Origin of the sequence: Streptomyces blastmyceticus (assembly GCF_039521185.1) — a bacterium.
Taxonomy (GTDB): Bacteria; Actinomycetota; Actinomycetes; order Streptomycetales; family Streptomycetaceae; genus Streptomyces; species Streptomyces blastmyceticus.
The window spans coordinates 51246-68483 of the sequence record NZ_BAAABW010000018.1 but is presented as its reverse complement, the minus strand read 5'-3'; the positions used below and the strand labels follow the sequence as shown (position 1 = coordinate 68483).

Annotated in this window: 15 protein-coding genes and 1 riboswitch; of the genes, 9 read left to right on the top strand and 6 right to left on the bottom strand. The window is 73.4% G+C overall.

The features are described 5' to 3' along the window. Nucleotides 1-8: 8 nt before the first annotated feature. From ABD269_RS17475 to ABD269_RS17465, 3 genes are read left to right on the top strand one after another with little or no spacing between them, the layout of a single operon-like run. Complete coding sequence (locus ABD269_RS17475; protein WP_301889641.1) at nucleotides 9-911, top strand: NAD-dependent epimerase/dehydratase family protein; 903 nt, start codon at nucleotides 9-11, stop codon at nucleotides 909-911. Next, the gene (locus tag ABD269_RS17470; RefSeq protein WP_344118799.1) at nucleotides 908-1597 is read left to right on the top strand and encodes a spherulation-specific family 4 protein; all 690 of its coding nucleotides are present in this window, start codon (nucleotides 908-910) and stop codon (nucleotides 1595-1597) included. Before ABD269_RS17475 ends, ABD269_RS17470 begins: the two co-directional genes overlap by 4 nt. After that, nucleotides 1594-2427 carry an endo alpha-1,4 polygalactosaminidase gene (locus ABD269_RS17465; RefSeq protein WP_344118797.1) on the top strand — a complete coding sequence of 278 codons (834 nt, stop codon included), beginning with the start codon at nucleotides 1594-1596 and terminating at the stop codon, nucleotides 2425-2427. The genes ABD269_RS17470 and ABD269_RS17465 overlap by 4 nt, the downstream gene beginning before the upstream one ends. 4 nt (nucleotides 2428-2431) lie before the next feature. Here ABD269_RS17465 and ABD269_RS17460 read toward each other — a convergent pair whose 3' ends face one another. Next, the gene (locus ABD269_RS17460) at nucleotides 2432-2833 is read right to left on the bottom strand and encodes a YchJ family protein (RefSeq protein ID WP_344118795.1); all 402 of its coding nucleotides are present in this window, start codon (nucleotides 2831-2833) and stop codon (nucleotides 2432-2434) included. A gap of 114 nt (nucleotides 2834-2947) precedes the next feature. Here ABD269_RS17460 and ABD269_RS17455 point away from each other — a divergent pair, with 114 nt between their 5' ends. From ABD269_RS17455 to ABD269_RS17445, 3 genes are all read left to right on the top strand, one after another. After that, on the top strand, nucleotides 2948-3673 hold the full coding sequence (locus ABD269_RS17455; RefSeq protein WP_344118793.1) for a polysaccharide deacetylase family protein: 726 nt from the start codon (nucleotides 2948-2950) through the stop codon (nucleotides 3671-3673). 142 nt (nucleotides 3674-3815) lie between these two features. Next, nucleotides 3816-5954 (top strand): FUSC family protein, encoded by a 2139-nt coding sequence (locus ABD269_RS17450; RefSeq protein ID WP_344118791.1) that lies wholly within the window; start codon nucleotides 3816-3818, stop codon nucleotides 5952-5954. 135 nt (nucleotides 5955-6089) lie between these two features. Then, nucleotides 6090-6740, top strand: coding sequence for a response regulator transcription factor (locus tag ABD269_RS17445; RefSeq protein WP_301890508.1), 651 nt, complete (start codon nucleotides 6090-6092; stop codon nucleotides 6738-6740). Nucleotides 6741-6749: 9 nt separating this feature from the next. On the opposite strand, the gene ABD269_RS17440 is transcribed toward ABD269_RS17445, so the two are convergent. Further along, the gene (locus tag ABD269_RS17440; protein ID WP_344118786.1) at nucleotides 6750-8267 is read right to left on the bottom strand and encodes an FAD/NAD(P)-binding protein; all 1518 of its coding nucleotides are present in this window, start codon (nucleotides 8265-8267) and stop codon (nucleotides 6750-6752) included. A 229-nt stretch (nucleotides 8268-8496) separates the two neighbouring features. Here ABD269_RS17440 and ABD269_RS17435 point away from each other — a divergent pair, with 229 nt between their 5' ends. After that, complete coding sequence (locus tag ABD269_RS17435) at nucleotides 8497-10053, top strand: MFS transporter (protein ID WP_344118784.1); 1557 nt, start codon at nucleotides 8497-8499, stop codon at nucleotides 10051-10053. A gap of 45 nt (nucleotides 10054-10098) precedes the next feature. On the opposite strand, the gene ABD269_RS17430 is transcribed toward ABD269_RS17435, so the two are convergent. Continuing rightward, a complete protein-coding gene (locus tag ABD269_RS17430; protein ID WP_344118782.1) occupies nucleotides 10099-11154 on the bottom strand; it encodes a PhlD in 1056 nt (351 codons plus the stop codon). An 82-nt stretch (nucleotides 11155-11236) separates the two neighbouring features. Next, entirely contained in the window at nucleotides 11237-12061 is an 825-nt protein-coding gene (locus tag ABD269_RS17425; RefSeq protein ID WP_301889661.1) for an MmyB family transcriptional regulator, read from the bottom strand. A gap of 435 nt (nucleotides 12062-12496) precedes the next feature. Here ABD269_RS17425 and ABD269_RS17420 point away from each other — a divergent pair, with 435 nt between their 5' ends. Further along, complete coding sequence (locus ABD269_RS17420) at nucleotides 12497-13729, top strand: hypothetical protein (RefSeq protein WP_301889662.1); 1233 nt, start codon at nucleotides 12497-12499, stop codon at nucleotides 13727-13729. Nucleotides 13730-13769: 40 nt separating this feature from the next. Here ABD269_RS17420 and ABD269_RS17415 read toward each other — a convergent pair whose 3' ends face one another. Continuing rightward, nucleotides 13770-14852 carry a carboxylate-amine ligase gene (locus ABD269_RS17415; protein WP_344118778.1) on the bottom strand — a complete coding sequence of 361 codons (1083 nt, stop codon included), beginning with the start codon at nucleotides 14850-14852 and terminating at the stop codon, nucleotides 13770-13772. Between the two features lie 353 nt (nucleotides 14853-15205). After that, nucleotides 15206-15362: riboswitch (cyclic di-AMP (ydaO/yuaA leader) on the top strand. 3 nt (nucleotides 15363-15365) lie between these two features. Between ABD269_RS17415 and ABD269_RS17410 the strand changes: the two genes are divergently transcribed. Next, nucleotides 15366-15839 (top strand): C40 family peptidase, encoded by a 474-nt coding sequence (locus ABD269_RS17410; protein ID WP_116210363.1) that lies wholly within the window; start codon nucleotides 15366-15368, stop codon nucleotides 15837-15839. Nucleotides 15840-15934: 95 nt separating this feature from the next. Here the strand turns inward: ABD269_RS17410 and ABD269_RS17405 are convergent, their stop codons facing one another. Further along, complete coding sequence (locus tag ABD269_RS17405; protein WP_486387809.1) at nucleotides 15935-16795, bottom strand: S1 family peptidase; 861 nt, start codon at nucleotides 16793-16795, stop codon at nucleotides 15935-15937. Nucleotides 16796-17238 lie beyond the last annotated feature (443 nt).

Genomic DNA, 17238 nt, shown 5'->3' with positions numbered 1-17238 from the left:
CGGCCCGCATGCGCATTCTCGTCCTGGGCGTCACCGGCTTCCTGGGCCGGCACACCGCGACAAGCCTGCGCGCCCTCCCGGGCGCGCAGGTCCTCGACGCCGGCCGCGGGCCGGGCGCCGCACTGCCGGTCGACCTGGCCACCGCGGACCCGGGCCCGCTGGCCGCCGCCCTGCGGACCGCCGCCCCCGACGCCGTCGTCAACTGCGCCGGCGCCGTCGGCGGCAGCCCCATGACCCTCACCGCCACCAACGCCCGCGGCCCCGCGGCGCTTTGTGAAGCGCTGCGCGAGGCGGCACCCCGGGCCCGCCTGGTCCACCTCGGCTCCGCCGCCGAGTACGGCGCCACCGACGGCCGTACGCCCCTCACCGAAACCGGCACCACCCGCCCGGCCGGCCTCTACGGCGCCGCCAAGCTGGCCGGCACCCTCGCGGTCACCGGCTCCGGCCTCGACGCCGTCGTCCTGCGGGTGTTCAACCCCGTGGGACCCGGCGCGCCCGCCGCCTCCCTGCCCGGCCGGCTCGCCGCCGAGCTGCGCCGGGCCGGGCCCGACGGCCGGGTCCGCGTCGGCGACCTCTCCACCCACCGCGACTTCGTCGACGCCCGCGACGTGGCGGAGGCCGTCGTCCGCGCCGTCACCGCCCCCGGGCCGCTGCCGCCCGTCGTCAACATCGGCAGCGGCACCGCCCGTTCGGCCCGGGAGCTCGCCGAGGAACTGATCCGGGCCGCGGGCTTCCGCGGCCGGCTGGACGAGGACGGCGACGGCTCGCACCGCTCCGCCGCCGTACCCTGGCAGCAGGCGGACATCACCCTCGCCGCGCGCGCCCTGCACTGGCAGCCGCGCCGTACCCTCACCGAGTCCCTCACCGACCTGTGGGACGGGACCGCCCGACCGCCGGAGTCCGCCCCATGAACCGTACGGCCGCGGAGCCACGCGGACTGCTCGTCCCGCTCTACGTCCACCCCGCCGTCGACCCGGAGGCGTGGACCGCGCTGGAGGCGGCCGCCCCCGCGCTGCGCGGAGTGGTACTCAACGTCGCCGACGGGCCGGGCGCCCGCCCCGACCCCGCCTTCCACGCCGCGGCTACGCGCCTGCGCGCCGCGGGCGTCCCCCTGCTCGGCTACACCGACACCGGCTACGGCCACCGCCCGGTCCGCGAAGTCGTCGCCGACATCCGCCGCCACCGCAGGTGGTACGAGGTCGACGGGGTCTTCCTCGACCAGGCCGCGGCCCACCCGGCGCTGCTGCCCCGCTACCGACGGCTGGTGCTGCTCGCCAAGGCCCTGGGCGCGCGGACGGCCGTGCTCAACCCCGGCACCCACCCCGACCCCGGCTACGCCCGACTCGCCGACCTGCTCGTCACCTTCGAGGGCGACTGGGAGGCCTACCGGCGGGCCGAGGTGCCCCCGTGGACCGCCGACCACCCGCCGGAGCGCTTCTGCCACCTCGTCCACGGAGTGCCCCCGGAGTGCGCCGAGCAGGTGGCGCGCACCGCCGAGCGGCGGGGAGCGGCCGTGCACTGCGCGGTGCCGGGCGAGGGGCCCAACCCCTGGCAGGCCGTGCCCCGGGCCGCCGCGACCGCGGGGGAGGGGCGATGAGCCGCAAGTGGTGGGCCGTACTGCCGGCCGTGCTGCTGCTCCTCGCCGGCTGCTCGTCCACCGGCCCGTCGCAGGGGGAGCCGGACGGCGGGGCGGACCCGACGGCCCGCCCCGAGAACCCGCCGTCCGGCCGCTGGCAGCCCCGGCCCGGCACCCGCTGGCAGTGGCAGCTCGACGGGAAGGTCGACACCGGAGTGGACGTCCCCGTCTACGACATCGACGGATTCGAGAACTCCGCCGAAGTCGTCGACCGGCTCCACGCCCGCGGCCGGAAGGTGATCTGCTACATCAACGCCGGTGCGTGGGAGGACTTCCGGCCCGACCGCGGCGCCTACCCCAAATCCCTGCTCGGCGACAAGAACAAGGGCTGGAACGGTGAGAAGTGGCTGGACATCCGCCGCCTCGACACCCTCCGCCCGATCATGGCCGCCCGCATGGACATGTGCCGCAAGAAGGGCTTCGACGCGGTCGAACCGGATCTGACGGAGGGCTACCGCAACCACACCGGCTTCCCCCTGAAGGCCGCCGACCAGCTCGCCTTCAACCGCATGCTCGCCCGGCTCGCCCACGACCGCGGCCTCTCCATCGGGCTGAAGAACGACCTCGAACAGATCCCGGAACTGGTCTCCGACTTCGACTTCGCGGTGAACGAGCAGTGCGCGCAGTTCGAGGAGTGCGACGCGCTGACGCCGTTCGTAAAGAAGGGGAAGGCGGTGTTCCATGTGGAGTACGAGCTGGGCCGGGGCGATTTCTGCGCCGAGGCGAAGAGCCTGGGACTGAGCTCCATGCGCAAGCGGCTGGCGCTGGACGCCTGGCGCGAGCCTTGCTGAGTCCTCAGTCGAGCGCGTCGACGTAGACCCACTCGCCGTTCACACGCGCGAAGCGGCTGTTCTCGTGCTGGTCGCCCGCGCGGCCACGCTCCGTGAAGTGGGCGCGGAATTCCACGGTGCCCTCGTTGTGGAACGCCGTGCCGCCCGTCGTGCCGAGGATCTCCAGCCGGGTCCACCGCATCTCCGGGTCGAAGTCGAGGCTCTCCGGCCGGGTGTCCGGATGCCACGACCGCAGCAGATAAGCGGCGTCGCGCACGGCGAACGCGCTGTAGCGGGACCGCATGAGCGCCTCGGCCGTGGCCGCGCTCCGCGCGCCCCGGTGGAGGGCGCCGCAGCAGTCGCCGTAGGGCTTGCCGAGCCCGCACGGGCAGTCGTCGGTGAGGGGGGTGGTGCGTGTGTTGGACATCCTCCGATTGTCCATGCCGCGGGAGAGCGTCCGACACGCCTCCCCGCTGCTGGCGGTGCGCCCCGGCCGCCGGGATGATCGGACCCTCATGGCGGCCGGAAGAGGAGTCCCCGGATGTCCGGTTATCGGAAGAGCAGGCGCATCGCGCTGGTCACGGCCCTGACCACCCTGGCACTGACCCTCGCCCCGGCCACCGTCAACGCCGGTCCGCACCGGGCCGCCCCGTACGACCACCAGCGCTGCGGCAACACCTCCGGCAGAGTGCTGCTGACGTTCGACGACTGGTCCTACGACGACCCGGACCTCACGGTGGAGGTGGGGGACTATCTGCGGAGCCGGGGCATCCGCGCCGCGTTCTTCCTCATCAACGAGTTCGCCTCCCAGTACCCCGGCATCACCGAGACCCTGCGCGCCCAGGGCCACTGGGTCGGCAACCACACGTACTCCCACCGGCGCCTGCCGGATCTCCCCGAAGCGGACGCCCGCGCGGAGATCCGCGACGGGCTGGACAGCACTCTGCTGCGGCCGCCCTTCGGCGACTACGGGGACCGGGAGACCCGGATCGCCTCCGAACTCGGCTACCGCATGTGCACATGGACCGTGGACACGCTCGACTGGGACGGCTCCGGCGGGAGTCTCCCCGACGCGGCCACCGTACGGGCGCGAGTCCGTGAAGCCCCGGCGGCGGACAAGCGGGGCGGAGTGGTGCTCGGACACCTCTTCACCCACTTCCCCGAAGCACTGCCGGGGATCATCGACGACCTCCGCGACGACGGCTACGGGCTGTGCCGCAATTCGGGGTCCACGTCGCGGAACATTCCCATGCCCCTGAATTGCTGAACGCGGTATTCGCCGAATTCCCTTCGGACCGTCCGGAGACCGACGGCGAAAAGCGATACCGCTCGCCGCGCATTCCCCGGGTTGCGGTCGAGAAGGGTTCACTTAACGTGAGGAAGGTGACGGCCGGTACCCGCCCATGCGCATGAGCGCGCTCCTGCGGCTGCCGGACGCGCGGGAGTCGGCACGCCGCGCGCTCTGGGTGGCCGCGGCGGGCTGCCCGGGCTTCTACTTCTTCCGCTACGGGCTGCACGACCCGGTTATCGCGTTGTACGCCATCTTCGGCGCCCTGCCCCTGATCATGTTCTGCCAGGTGCCGGGGGCGCCACGCGAGCGGACCCGTACGCTGCTGACCGCCCTGCCCGTCGGCGTCCTCCTCGTCACCGCCGGCACCCTGCTCGCGGTGAGCTCCTGGGCGGCGGCCTGCGGGATGTTCGTCGTGGGGTTCGTGATCTCCTACTGCTCGGTGGGCGGCCCCCGCCTGACCGGACTGGCCACCGCCTTCCAGCTCTACTACGTCCTGCCGTGCTTCCCGCCCTACGCCCCCGAGACCCTCGGCTCCCGGCTCCTGGGCCTCGCACTCGGCGTCCTGCTCACCGTTCTGGCCGAACGGTTCCTGTGGCCCGAACCGGCCCCGGAGCCCTACCGGATGCGCCTCGCGGGCGCCGCGGCGGCCGTCGCCGACTGCACCGGCGCGGCCGCGGACCGGCTCGCGGCAGGCCCCGGCACATCCTTGGCCCCCGACCCGCGCGCGGCCGCCGACCGGGCCCTGGACGGGGTCCGGCTCTCCCGGGTGCCCCTGATGGAACGGCCCGTCTCCCCGGCGGCCCGGGTCCGGGCGCTGCGCCACACCCACGCCGCGATCCGGCACGTGAGGGACCAGCTGGACCGCCTGTTCACCGAGGCCGGCGGCGCGCCCGGCGCCCCGCCCGCCACCCTGGCCCTGCTGCGGCACACCGAGAGCGCCCTGCGCCGCGCCGCGACGGCGCTGCGCGCGGGGACCGCCGAGGAGGACGGCACCCTCCCCGAGGAGCTCGACGCCTTCGACGCCGCCCGCGCGGAGACGCTCCCGGGCACCACGGCCGGGCGGCTGCGGCAGGACGCGGTCGTCCGCGCGGTGGCCGAGGGAGCCCGCCTGGTCACGGAGGCCGCCCGGATCGCGCTCGGCGGCCGGCCGCCCGGAGGCCGTACCCCGAGCTCCCCCTTCACCTACGCCGCGACCCCGGCGCCCGTCCTGTGGTGGCGCAGGCTGCGGATGCACCTCACGCCCCGCTCCGTACACCTCCAGAACGCCCTCCGGGTCGCCGCCGCCCTGGCCTGCGCGCGCCTGCTGGTCGGCGCGCTCGGTCTGTCGCACGGCTTCTGGGTGCTGCTGGCGACGCTCAGCCTGATGCGCACCTCGGCGGCGGACACGCGCGCGGGCCTGGGCCCGGCCTTCGCCGGCACGGCCGTCGGGGCGGTGCTCGCCGCGGGGCTGCTCTATCTCGTCGGTGAGGTCCCCCTCTTCTACGCGGTGGCGCTCCTCGTCGTCGTCCTCGTCGGTTTCACGGTGGCCCCCCTGCTCGGACCGGCCTGGATCCAGGGGGTGTTCACCGTCGCCTTCGTTCTGATCTTCACCCAGCTGTCCACCGCGGACTGGCGGATCTCCGAGGTGCGGATCGTCGACGTCCTCCTCGGCGGGTCGATCGGCGCGGTGGCGAGCCTCCTCGCCTGGCCCCACGGCGGCCAGGGCGAACTGCGGCGCGACATGGCCGACTTCCTCGCCCGGGGCGCCGCCTCCTGCCGCGCCGTCATCGCCCGGCTCGGCGGCGCGCCCGGTCCGGCCGACCTGCAGCAGTCCGTGCGCCACGCGATGCACTTCGCGGAGGCGTCCTCCGCGCAGTACCACATCGAGTGCGGGGACCGGCACCCCTCGGACCGGCCCTGGGAGGCGGTTCTGACCGTCGGCTACGACATGGTGCACGGCGGGGACCTGATGCTGATGAGCCATCAGAAAGGGCCGCTGCCGGCGGCGGTGACCGTCGAACTGACCGGCCTGGCCGAGCGGGTGGCGGCGGAGGTCCTCCGCGCCGCGGACGCGCTGCGGGCCGGTGATAGCGACGGCGCGGACCCGGCGCGGACGCCTCCGGCCACCTGCCCGCCCGAGGACTCCGGGCCGCTGCGCTACGTCGCGCACCGGACGCCCGCCGTCCCGGACACCCAGGCCCTGCTGATCGCCGACGCCGAGGCCTGGCTCAGCGGGGTGGCCCGCGCCGCGGCCCGCATCCGCGGGGCGCCGGGCTGACGGGAGCCGGCGTGCCCCGGCCCCCCGCCGTCCGGCACGTCCGGCACGTCCGGCCGCCCCGGGCGAACCGGCCTATCGTGGTCCACAGGAACGGCGCCGCTGTCGGAGGCGGCGCGCATGCGGGAGGACGGTCCCATGGAGTCCGATTCCGGCGCGCCGGTGACGGTGGTCGTCGCCGACGACCACCCCGTCTACCGCGAGGGCATCGCCCGCGGGCTGCGGCTCAGCGGCCGGATCGAGGTGCTGGCCGAGGCCGGGGACGGCGCGGAGGCGCTCCGGGTGATCCGGGAGCTGGAACCTCAGGTCGCCCTGATCGACTACCGGATCCCCACGATGGACGGCATCGCCGTCGTGCACGCCCTCGTACGCGACCAGCTGCCGACCCGCGCCATCCTGCTGTCGGCCACGACCGACGCCGCCGTGGTCTACCGCGCCGTGGAGGAGGGAGCCGCCGGCTATCTCGCCAAGGACGCCAAGCGGGCCGAGATCGTCGACGCCGTGCTCAAGGTCGCGAGCGGCAAGCAGGTGGTCTCCGAAGACCTGGCCGGCGGGCTCGTCGACGAGATCCGGCTGCGGGCGGACCGCGACACCACGGTCCTCTCCGAGCGCGAGCGGCAGGTGCTCCACGGCTTCGCCGAAGGCAAGAGCATCCCCCAGGTGGCCGCGGAGCTCTATCTGGGCGCGAGCACCGTCAAGACCCACACCCAGCGGCTGTACGAGAAGCTCGGGGTGTCCGACCGGGCCGCCGCCGTCGCCGAGGCGATGCGGCGGGGGCTGCTGGAATAGCGCCCCGGCTCATACGGGGATCTCCGCGCCCGACAGCTCCCGCGCGACCTGCCGTGCCTGCCGCACCACATTGCGCAGGTGATTGGCGAACGGGATGCGGACGTGCGTCCCCACCCCCACCACCCAGACCCGCTCCGGCGCCGCCCCGCCCGCCCGGCGCACCCGGAGGTCCCCCTCCAGATGGTCGACGGCCGTGGCACGCGCGGGCGGATCGCCCAGGTGCAGTGCGGAGCCCTCGCGGTCCCAGTGGAGCACGGGCGGGTGATAGCCGGTGGCGTTGACGACGTAGTCGAAGCAGTCCACGTGCCCGTCCGGCCGTTCGACCCGCCAGACGCCCCGGGCGAACGAGACGCCGGAGGGATAGGAATCCGCCATGCGCAGCGCGCCGGACTCGAAGCAGGCCAGCAGCCGGCGGGCGTTGACGACGGTCATCGCCGTGGCGTAACGGCCGGTGAACCAGGAGAAGCGCGCCATCAGCGCCCGGCGGCGCGCGGGGCGCAGCGAAGGCGCGAGGGCGATCACGGTCTCGATCAGGGGCACCATCACGTCCGCCCACGAACAGGCGCCCTCCTCCACCAGCTTCGTCTCCTCGCGCAGCCGCCGTACGGGGTCGGCCGCCCGGGAGGTCTGGAGCCGCAGCGGCCGCCGGTCCAGCAGCCGGACCGACTCCACCACACAGCGCGTCAGCCGCTCCTCCAGCAGCGGGTCGTCCGGGTCGAGCAGCGAGATCCGCTCCAGCGGCGGGAAGTCGCGTACGGCCATCGACAGCGACACCCGTGCGGGTGGCAGCAGTCCCGAGGGCGAGGTCAGCGTTGTCCGGTGGCCGTCACGGCACAGCAGCAGCGCGGCGTCGACCGCCGACAGGTGGCTGCCGAGCACCAACACCCGCGAGTCCGGCGGAAGCCGGCGGATCCGGTCGGCCGGGTAGGGGCTGTCCAGATAGTGCGGGTGGCCCTCGAAGACGGCGAAGCCGTCCGGTATGCGGGGGCGGTGCACGCCCGTGCAGACGACGACCTCGTCGGCCCGCAGCTCGCGCCCGTCGGCCAGCCGGACCCGCTGCGCGCCGTCCGCGCCGCCCACGTGGACGGACTCGGCCGTGCCGTGCACCTGGTCGACGGCGACACCACGGGCCGCCGCCTGTTCCCGGGCCCACGCGTAGCGGTCGTGACCGTACTCGGCCATCCGGGCCCGGGCCACGCAGTCCTTCTCCCCGCCCGTCCAGCCGCGCTCGCGGAGGTAGTCGACGAAGTCGCCGGGCCGGTCCGCGAGCAGGGAGTTGATCTCGACCGCGGTGTTGCACAGCAGCAGCGGGTCGGTGTCCCCGAACGCCAGCCCCCAGCCCGCCGGGTGGGGGTCCACCAGCCGGACGGACCGCACCGGGGGGCGCTCCGAATCGAGCAGCGCGCGCACCAGGTGCAGCACGACACTGGTCCCGGCGACACCGGCCCCGATCACGACCACATCCCGCCCGGCCCCGTGCCCTGGCTTCCGCGCCTTCTCCCCGGCGGACTCCGCGATACGTCCCACGGGCACCTCCTTTCCGTTCCTTTCCGTAGAGGCACCCTGCCCAATCGGCAGTTCACCGGAACCCGTGCCACCGACAGCGGCGGAAAAGGCGGGGAAGACGCACCGCGCGGCCGCCGGGCGGGACACTTCCCGGGATGCGGCCCGCCGGACGACGGATTAGGTTCCGTTCCGGGACGCGGACCACCCCGTCCCGGGATCGCACGTGATCCCCGAAGGGACGGGACGTCGCGTGGACCATGGCACCTCGGCAGCCCCTTCCGGCCCGGAAGCGGCCGATCCCGCCCGCTGGGCGATGCTCGCGGTCCTCTGCGCCAGCCTCCTCCTGGTGGCCATGGACGCCACCATCCTCAACGTGGCCCTGCCGTCCCTCATCAAGGAGATGCGGCCGGACGCCCTGGAGCAGTTGTGGATCATCGACATCTACGGGCTGGTGCTGGGCGGACTGCTCGTCACCGCGGGCGCGGTGGGCGACCGGGTGGGCCGGAAGCTGCTGTTCGTCGCCGGGTTCTCCGTGTTCGGGGTGGCCTCGGTGCTCGCCGCCACGGCCGGGCTCACCGAGAGCGTCCTCCAGCTGATCGCGGGCCGGGTGCTGCTCGCCATCGGCGGGGCCATGGTGATGCCGTCCACCCTCTCGCTGATCCGCACCATCTTCACCGACGCCCACGAACGCACCCTGGCGATCGGGGTCTGGGCCGCCGTCGCGGGCGCGGGCGCGGCGATCGGCCCGCTGGTCGGCGGCGCGCTGGTGAACGCCTTCTCCTGGTCGGCGGCCTTCTGGGTGAACGTGCCCGTCGTCGTGATCACCGTCGTCGCGGCCGTCCTGCTGCTCCCCGAGTACCGCAGCCCCTCCCACCACGACCTCGACCTCTGGTCCGCCGTGCTGTCCGTGGCCGGAGTCATCGCCACCGCCTGGGGCATCAAGCACCTGGCGGCCGGCTTCCGGCCCGTCGACCTGGCCGCGCTGCTGGTCGGCCTGGCGGCGCTCACCTGGTTCGTACGCCGTCAACTGGTCGCCGCGGACCCGCTGCTGGACGTCCGGCTCTTCGCCAGCCGCCCCTTCCTCGCCGCCGCGCTCGCCACCCTCACCGCGATGATGGCGATCGGTGCCGCCCTCTACCTGATCTCGCTCTGGCTCCAGTACGTCCACGGCTACGACGCCCTGGCGGCCGGGCTGCGCACGCTACCCGTCGCCCTCGCCCTGCTCGCCTCGTCACTGCTGACCCCCTGGCTGCTGCGCCGCATCGGCGTGCGGACCGTGCTGACGGTGGGTCTGGCCGCGCTGCTGTGCGGCTTCGCGCTGCTGGCCGCGGCCCCGCAGCCGCTGGCCTACGGCGTGGTGGCGGTCGCCCTGGTCACCTTCGGCATCGGCGACGGCATGGCCATCACCGCCTCCGCGGCGGTGATGGTCTCGGCCGTGCGCCCGGAGCGCGCGGGCCAGGCGGGCGCCGTCTCGGAGAGCGCGTACGAACTGGGCATCGGCTTCGGCGTGGCGCTGCTCGGCAGCATCCACACCAGGCTGTTCCGCTCCGGGATGACCGGCCTCCCGGCAGGGCTGCGGGGCGCGGACCTGACGACCGCGCGGCAGTCGGTGGGCGGCGCGGACCAGGTGGCCCGCTCCTTCGGCATCGACAGCGGGGTGGGCCGCGCGCTGCTGGCGACGGCGCGCTCGGCGTTCAACGACGCGCTGACCACCACGGCGCTGGTGTCCGTGGGCATCGTCGCGGTGGCGGTGGCCCTGGCGGCGATCTTGGTCCCGAAGAACTTCCGCGCGGATTCGGCGCATTGACGGCGGCTTTCCCCGGCCCCGGTGCGGACACGGCTCCCGGGTTCCTCACGCGCGCCAGAGACCGCGGCACGCGGCCGCCAGAAAACCCGGCCCGAACGACAGCAACAGCCCCCGCTCGCCGTCGCACGGCGGGTCCTCGTAGGTGCGGGCGAGGACGTCCAGGACCGCGACGCCGCCCAGGTTCCCGTTCTCCGCGAGGCTGTCCCAGGAGTGCCGCAGCATCTTCGCGTCGACGCCCAGGCCCCGCGCGGTGTCGTCGAGGACCCGCGGCCCGCCCGGGTGGACGACCGCCCACTGCGGCTCGGCGGGCGGTTCCTGCACGGTCTTCAGCCAGGCGCCCAGGGCGGGCATCACCTCGCCCGTGGCCTCTGCGGCGGCGCGGGTGGAGTCGAAGTGCAGACCGGCCTCGTCGAGCCGGCCCCGGTAGCGGCTGCCGCTCTCCGGCAGCAGGTACTCCCAGGTGTCCTCGACGCACAGGCCGGGCCCGAGCGGGGCGTCGGTGACGACGCAGGCACCGGAGCCGTCCCCGAACAGCGCCTTGTAGATCATCGACTCGAAGGCGGTGTTGCGGTGGTTGTAGATGGTGCTGATGGTCTCCGCGACGACCACCAGGACCCGGCTCCCGGGGTGCGCCCGCACATGGTCGGTGGCGCGGACCAGGGCCTGCGCCCCGCCCACGCAGCCCAGGGACGTCATGGGGACCCGGCGCACGTCCGCGCGCAGCCCGAGCGCGCCGATGAGGTGGATGTCCAGGCCCGGCACGGCCCATGAGGTGGAGTGGCTGGTGACGATGCAGTCGACGGCCGACGGCTCCAGGCCGCTGTCCGCGAGCGCGGCCCGCGCCGCCCGGGTGGCCAGCTCGGCGGAGTCGGCGAACGCCACCCGGTTGCGCTCCTCCACCGACGCGGTGCCGGAGACCGTGGGGGAGTCCAGGGGCTGGGTGAACTGCCGGGTGCGGACACCGGTGGCGCGGACGACGCGCAGCACGGACTCCAGCCGTGGGTGGTCCGCGTGGTGCTCGCGGATGTCCTCGACGATGTCCTCGGTGGTCACACGGTGCCGGGGGAGGGCTATGGCGGGGCGTGAGACGTGCGCTGTCACGGGAGCTCCACGGGTCGGGGCGGCCTTCTGCCTGGGCCGGCGGGGGCGGTGCCGGTGCCCGGCGCGGGCCGCCCCCGCACGGTCATCCTGCATGCAGCATGGGCCGGCGGGTGGGGCCGCTCCGGTCACCGGGGCGGAAGACCAGCACCATAAGCCGGGCGCGCGGTGACGCGAGAGGCTCGGCGCTGCACAGCGACACCCAGCCGGGGCCCCGCACCGGGTGCAGCAGCGGCCGTTCGTCGCCGTCGGGGTGGACGTACGCCCGGCCGCCCGCCTCGTACAGCGGTCCCACCACCGGGTCGGCGAGGATGTCCGCCTCCAGCTCGGCGAGCGTCTCGTCGTGGGGCAGCGCGGCCACGGCCGCGCGCATCTGCGGCAGGATCATCGGCACCCAGTGCTCCTGCCAGCCGGTGAGGATCGTGCGGGCCTCCGGGTGGAGTGTCATCCACCGCATGGTGTTCTCCGGCACCTCGCGGCGCGGGAACATCTCGGTGAACGCCTCGTTGTGCGCGAGCACGCGCCAGGACTGGTCGTTGATGTACGCCATGTGGGACTGGCCCTCGACGACGTCCTGCCAGGCCCGGGGCACCTCCGTGCCCGAGCGCTGGTGCAGCGGGTAGGGCGGGTCGCGGTGCACGGCGTAGAGCCACAGCGACGTCCACTCGTGCTCGGTGAACGCCAGCAGCCGGGCGACGTCGCGCAGCAGGTCCTCCGGCGGATGGGGATAGGCGCCCGTCTCCAGCCGGTTGAACGTGCCGTGTGTGCGGTGCAGCAACTGGTCGATCTGGCCCTGGGTCAGCCCCGGGGCGCGCCGCCCCTGACGCGAGGGACGCAGGAACCCGTGGTCCTCCGGCGCGATGCGGCCCCGGCGTTCCCGGAGCAATGCCTGAAGGGCTTCCTTGTCCAACGGAGGTTCCCCCAATATCACGAACGGCGCCGCCAGGGGAAGCCGATTTCATAGGCGAGTTTTTCCTGCAAAAAGTTCTCAGCAGAAATGATCGCATCCCTCCTGCATGATCTACCTGCGGGTCAGCAGCCACGGGGGTGCCGCTGACCTGGCCGACTTCACCGCATCTTGCGGTCGCGAGGGAGCTGGAGGGAGGGGGACACCATTCGTTCGCTGACCGACCGACAGGGACAGCAGTGGGCGGGGAACATCCGCCGGCAGCTTCCGCGAGCGGCGTTATAGAGACGGCGGGGCCAAGGGTCCCGCCCCCTGCGCGCGACCGTGCCCGTCTGCTCCGAACGGGCGTCGCCCGGCTCCGCGCCGGGCTGTCCACGCGGCTTGGCCGGTACCTGCTGATAGAGCGACGGGTACAGGCGCGACGCGAAGGAGCCCGTCATGCGCGAGACCCGAGGGGTGCCCTCCGCGGCGGCGAGCGGCGTACGGATCGGTGCCGCCTGCGCGGGCGCGGTCCCGGCGGCGGTGCTGCGGCTGAGCGGGACGGAGCTCTCGCCCGGGTGGGCCGTGGCCGTCTTCGGCCTGGGCGTGCTGTGCTCGGCGCTGCTGCTGATGTGGGCGGCCGAGACCGCCCGCGCCGACATGGCGGGTGCGCTCGCGCTCGCCCTGCTGGCCTTCATCGCCGTGCTGCCCGAGTACGCCGTCGACCTGTACTTCGCCTACGCGGCCGGCTCCGACCCCTCGTACGCCGCCTACGCCGCGGCCAACATGACCGGCGCCAACCGGCTGCTCGTCGGCGTCGGCTGGCCGTTGGTCGCGCTCGCCTCGGCGCTCGCGCTGCGCCGGCGGTCCGCGCCGGACACCGGGATCGTGCTGGAGCCGCACCGGCGCATCGACGTCGCGTTCCTCGCGGTGGCCGCCGTCCTCGCCTTCGTGATGCCGCTGACCCGGGAGATCGGCTGGTACGTCCCGGTGGTGCTCGTCCCCTGGTACGGCTATTACCTCTACCGGATCGGCAAGTGCAGCTCGGGCGAGATGGAGGAGCTCGTCGGGGTGCCCGCGCGGCTCGCCACGCTGCCCGCGCCCCGCCGGCGCGCCACCACCGCGACGCTGTTCGCCGCCGCGGCGGCCGTCGTCTTCGCCTGCGCGGAGCCCTTCGCCAACGGTCTGGTGGAGGCGGGGGCCTCGCTGGGGATCGACCGCTTCGTCCTGGTGCAGTGGCTCGCGCCGCTGGCGTCGGAGGCCCCGGAGCTCATCGTCGCCGTGGTCTTCGCCTGGCGGCTGCGGGCGAGCGACGGGCTCGGCGCGCTGCTGTCCAGCAAGGTCAACCAGTGGACGCTGCTGGTCGGTTGCCTTCCCCTGGCCCATGCGCTGGGCGGCGGCGGAGCGGCGCTGCCGCTGGTGACCCGGCAGGTCGACGAGGTCGCGCTGACCGCCGCCCAGACCGTCCTGGCCGTGGTGGTCCTGCTCGACCTGCGCTTCGCCCGCCTCCAGGCCGCCGGGCTGTTCGTCCTCTTCGCGGTGCAGTTCGCCCTGCCGGGGGAGTCCGCCCGGCTCGTCCTGACCTATGTGTATCTGGGCCTCGCCGTCCTGCTGCTGGCGACCCGCGTCCGCCATCTCCCCGCCACGGCGCGCGCCCTGGGCGGCCGGATCGAGGGCGATCCGCACCACTGAGGCGGCGGCGCACGGCCCGGCGGCTCGTGGCGGCCGCCGGTCACGGTTCGGTGATGAGGTCGGTGAGGGCCTTGATGCCGTCGGCGGCCAGCACCCGGCGCTGCCGGTCCGCCGGGGTGCCCCGCCGCAGCAGACGGTGCACCAGCGAGCTCACCTGACGGATGTCACCGGCCTCCTCCAGCGCCTGCCCGATGTGCCCGAGCAGGGAGCGGACGACGTCGTCGGCGCCGCGGCGCCTGCCTTCGGGGTCGACGAGCACACCCTCCAGACCGTGCCGGGCGGCGTGCCAGTTCGCGGCACTGAGCAGCTCCGGCGGGCAGTGCGCGATCCGGCGGCCGCTCTTCTCGTCGCGGATGGCGGTCGCCACCATGCCGCGCACTATCCCGGCGAACATCACGGCGTCGTCGGCGCGCAGCTGGACGTCCAGGCAGCGCACCTCGATCGTGGGATAGCGGTCGGACAGCCTGGCCTGCCAGTACAGCTGTCCCCGGTCGCTGATCGCCCCGGCGACGAACAGCGCCTGGATACGCTCCTCGTAGTCGGCGAGATCGGTGAAGTGCGGGGGCGGGCCGCAGACGGGCCAGCGGCTGTAGACCACGGTGCGCCAGCTGGCGAAGCCGGTGTCCTGGCCGTGCCACATCGGTGAGTTGGCCGCCATGGCCACCAGCACCGGCAGCCAGGGGCGGACGCGGTTGAGGACGGCGACGCCCATCTCCCGGTCCGGGATGGCGATATGCACGTGCATCCCGTTGACCAGCTGTTCGTCGACCAGTTGGGGCGCCCGGCCGCGCATCGCCAGATAGCGCGGGTTCCGGGTGACGGGTATGGGCACCAGGCCCGCGCGGGGTGACGTGCCGCTCGCGGCGATCCGGCAGCCGTTCCGCTTGGCGGCGGAGCTCACGGCGTGGCGCAGGCGCAGCAGATGCCCGCTGGCCTCCGCCAGGTCCGCACAGACCGGAGTGGCCACTTCCACCTGGGCCTGCAACAACTCCGCCTGAATCTCCCGCTCGTGCACGACCGGTTCCAGGTCCACCGCTGCGCAGACCTGCTCTGCCTTGGGAACGGGCAGTGCGGTGGCCGGGTCGAGCAGAAGATACTCCTCCTCGATCCCTAGGGTGAGCATGCCGTAGGGCTACCCTCACGCTGTCACGGCGAACCACGCGTTCCCCGTGGTCGTGTATTTCTGACGCAAAGACGTCCCGCCCTCGTGCGCGTACTCGCAGCCGGCGCGGCCGTATGACTGGATTTCAGTCTTCGGATTTCCCGCAACGCCCAAGATTGAATTGGGAGTTGCCCGGGTTGCGTGCGACGGGAAAGTACCCCGGTTCCATGAATGCCGGGAAGTGAAGAAGTTCACAGAAAGCCGTCCTGGCTCCGGTTTCCGGCTCTTCGTGATGCAGGATCGTGACTCGAACACAAGATCCCGTCACCGAGACGGGCACCCCGGGCGGACGCCGAGTCCTGCCGCCGTTCCGGGTGCGGAGCAGACCGAATGGATCGGCAGGAGCGGGAGACCCAGGTACGGCGGACCACGATGGCGGTGGTCCTTGGGGTGAAGCCACGGATGTGGCCGGGCAACTTCGACAGCCCGAACCCGACAGGTCATCTTTCGCAGGCGGATGACGAAGGGTTTGACATGTCTGCGTTCCCCGGCATATCCACGCTCGTGTCCAGGGCCGGCGCCGCGACCGTCCTCACCGCCGCCACCGTCACCGCCTCGATGCTGCTGCCCGGTGTGGCGGCCGACGCCCAGGCGGCGACGCCTGGTCAGGCCGCGCTGAAGGTCGCCGCGTCCAAGAAGGGCTCGCCCTACCAGTACGGCGCCGCGGGCCCCAACCGGTTCGACTGCTCGGGCCTCACGCTCTACTCGTTCAAGAAGGTCGGCAAGAACCTGCCGCGCACCGCCCAGGACCAGTACAACAGGACCCGGCACCTGTCCGCGGGCTCCCGCCAGACCGGCGACCTCGTCTTCTTCCACTCCGGCAGCAACGTCTACCACGTGGGCATCTACGCCGGGGACAACAAGATCTGGCACTCGCCCAAGCCCGGCGCGTCCGTCCGGCTGGAGAAGATCTGGAGCAACAGCGTCTGGTACGGCCGCGTCAACTGACCCGGGCCCGGCCACGGCGAACGGCCCCTGGCGCCGAAAGGCGCGCACAGGGGCCGTGTGCCGGTTGCCGGGCGGTGCAGCTGTCCGGTGGAGGATCAGGGCAGCTGCGCCCCGAGGGCCTGGAGGGCCGCAGGGACCGGCTGGAAGAAGGTCTCGCCGCCGGACGAGCAGTCACCGCTGCCGCCCGAGGTGAGGCCCAGCGCCGTGTCGCCGTCGAACAGGGCGCCGCCGCTGTCGCCCGGTTCGGCGCACACGGAGGTGTCGATCAGGCCGTTGACCGTGCCCTCCGCGTAGTTGACGGTCGCGTTGAGGCCGGTGACCTGGCCGCTGTGCAGACCGCTGGTGCTGCCGCTGCGCTGTACCTGCTCGCCGACCGTCGCCTCACCGGCCCGGCTGATGTTCTGCTGGCTGCCGTTGTAGAGGTCCACCGTGCTGGAGTGGTCGGCCGAGCCCGTGTAGCGCACCAGCGCGTAGTCGTTGCCCGGGAAGGTCGAGCTCTCGGTCGTGCCCGCCTCGGCGCCGCCCTGCGAGTCGGACCAGGTGCTCGAGGCGTTGCCGCAGTGTCCGGCCGTCAGGAAGTACGGCTGCCCGTCCTTGGTGACGTTGAAGCCGAGCGAACAGCGCACCCCGCTGCCCCAGATGGCGTCGCCGCCCGCGATGAGCGGACGGAACTGCCCGGCGGTTCTGTGGAGCGTGACCTTGTCGCCCAGGCTCGCCACGACCTTGTCGAGCTGGGCCAGCCGGGCGCCGCGGACGGTGCTGTCGGCGGTGACGACGACCTTGTTGGTCCTGGGGTCGGTCGACCAGGCGGTGCCCGGGATGGACGCCTGCGCCTTCAGGGTCGCCCTGGCCGACGCGACGTCGGCCGCCGAGTGCGTGGCCGGGGCGGGCGTCGCGTGGGCGGCGGGCAGGGTGAGTGCGGCGGTCGCCAGGACCGCGGCGGCCGTACCGGCCATGGCGGAGCGGCGTGCGGATATGCGAGGACGTTTCACGAGACCTCCTGTGGGGGGTGCCCGGTGGGACCGATGTCCGGGCACGGAGGGTGCATGTGACGTGACGACAGGGGCGTGACGGCCGATGCGCGCCCGGTGGTGGCCGGGAGGCGCTAGTCGCGTCCATGTCAATTCCCGGAGTATCCCGACCGCCCGCGTGAACGTTCAAGAGCGACATTCGGTCGTACGGGCCGTGCTCCGGCAGGCCTCATGAGTCGCGGGAGCATCGCGAGCCGCCCCCGTAAACGCCTGTGACAGGCGCGGATGAGCGCTGGGCGGTGAGCGGACAAGACGGGGTGCGCCTGTCCGGTAATCGCTCTCTTTGAAGGCGGGCGGACGGTTTCTTTGCGCACCCTTAACGGACCGTCAGATGCGACGGGCCCCCGACCGCTCTCGCGATCGGGGGC

Bases quoted from the DNA above. Each gene is read 5' to 3' on its own strand.
- ABD269_RS17475 (WP_301889641.1), top strand. From the start codon at position 9: ATGCGCATTCTCGTCCTGGGCGTCACCGGCTTCCTGGGCCGGCACACC.
- ABD269_RS17470 (WP_344118799.1), top strand. From the start codon at position 908: ATGAACCGTACGGCCGCGGAGCCACGCGGACTGCTCGTCCCGCTCTAC.
- ABD269_RS17465 (WP_344118797.1), top strand. From the start codon at position 1,594: ATGAGCCGCAAGTGGTGGGCCGTACTGCCGGCCGTGCTGCTGCTCCTC.
- ABD269_RS17460 (WP_344118795.1), bottom strand. From the start codon at position 2,833: ATGTCCAACACACGCACCACCCCCCTCACCGACGACTGCCCGTGCGGG.
- ABD269_RS17455 (WP_344118793.1), top strand. From the start codon at position 2,948: ATGTCCGGTTATCGGAAGAGCAGGCGCATCGCGCTGGTCACGGCCCTG.
- ABD269_RS17450 (WP_344118791.1), top strand. From the start codon at position 3,816: ATGAGCGCGCTCCTGCGGCTGCCGGACGCGCGGGAGTCGGCACGCCGC.
- ABD269_RS17445 (WP_301890508.1), top strand. From the start codon at position 6,090: ATGGAGTCCGATTCCGGCGCGCCGGTGACGGTGGTCGTCGCCGACGAC.
- ABD269_RS17420 (WP_301889662.1), top strand. From the start codon at position 12,497: ATGCGCGAGACCCGAGGGGTGCCCTCCGCGGCGGCGAGCGGCGTACGG.
- ABD269_RS17415 (WP_344118778.1), bottom strand. From the start codon at position 14,852: ATGCTCACCCTAGGGATCGAGGAGGAGTATCTTCTGCTCGACCCGGCC.
- ABD269_RS17410 (WP_116210363.1), top strand. From the start codon at position 15,366: ATGTCTGCGTTCCCCGGCATATCCACGCTCGTGTCCAGGGCCGGCGCC.
- ABD269_RS17405 (WP_486387809.1), bottom strand. From the start codon at position 16,795: ATGGCCGGTACGGCCGCCGCGGTCCTGGCGACCGCCGCACTCACCCTG.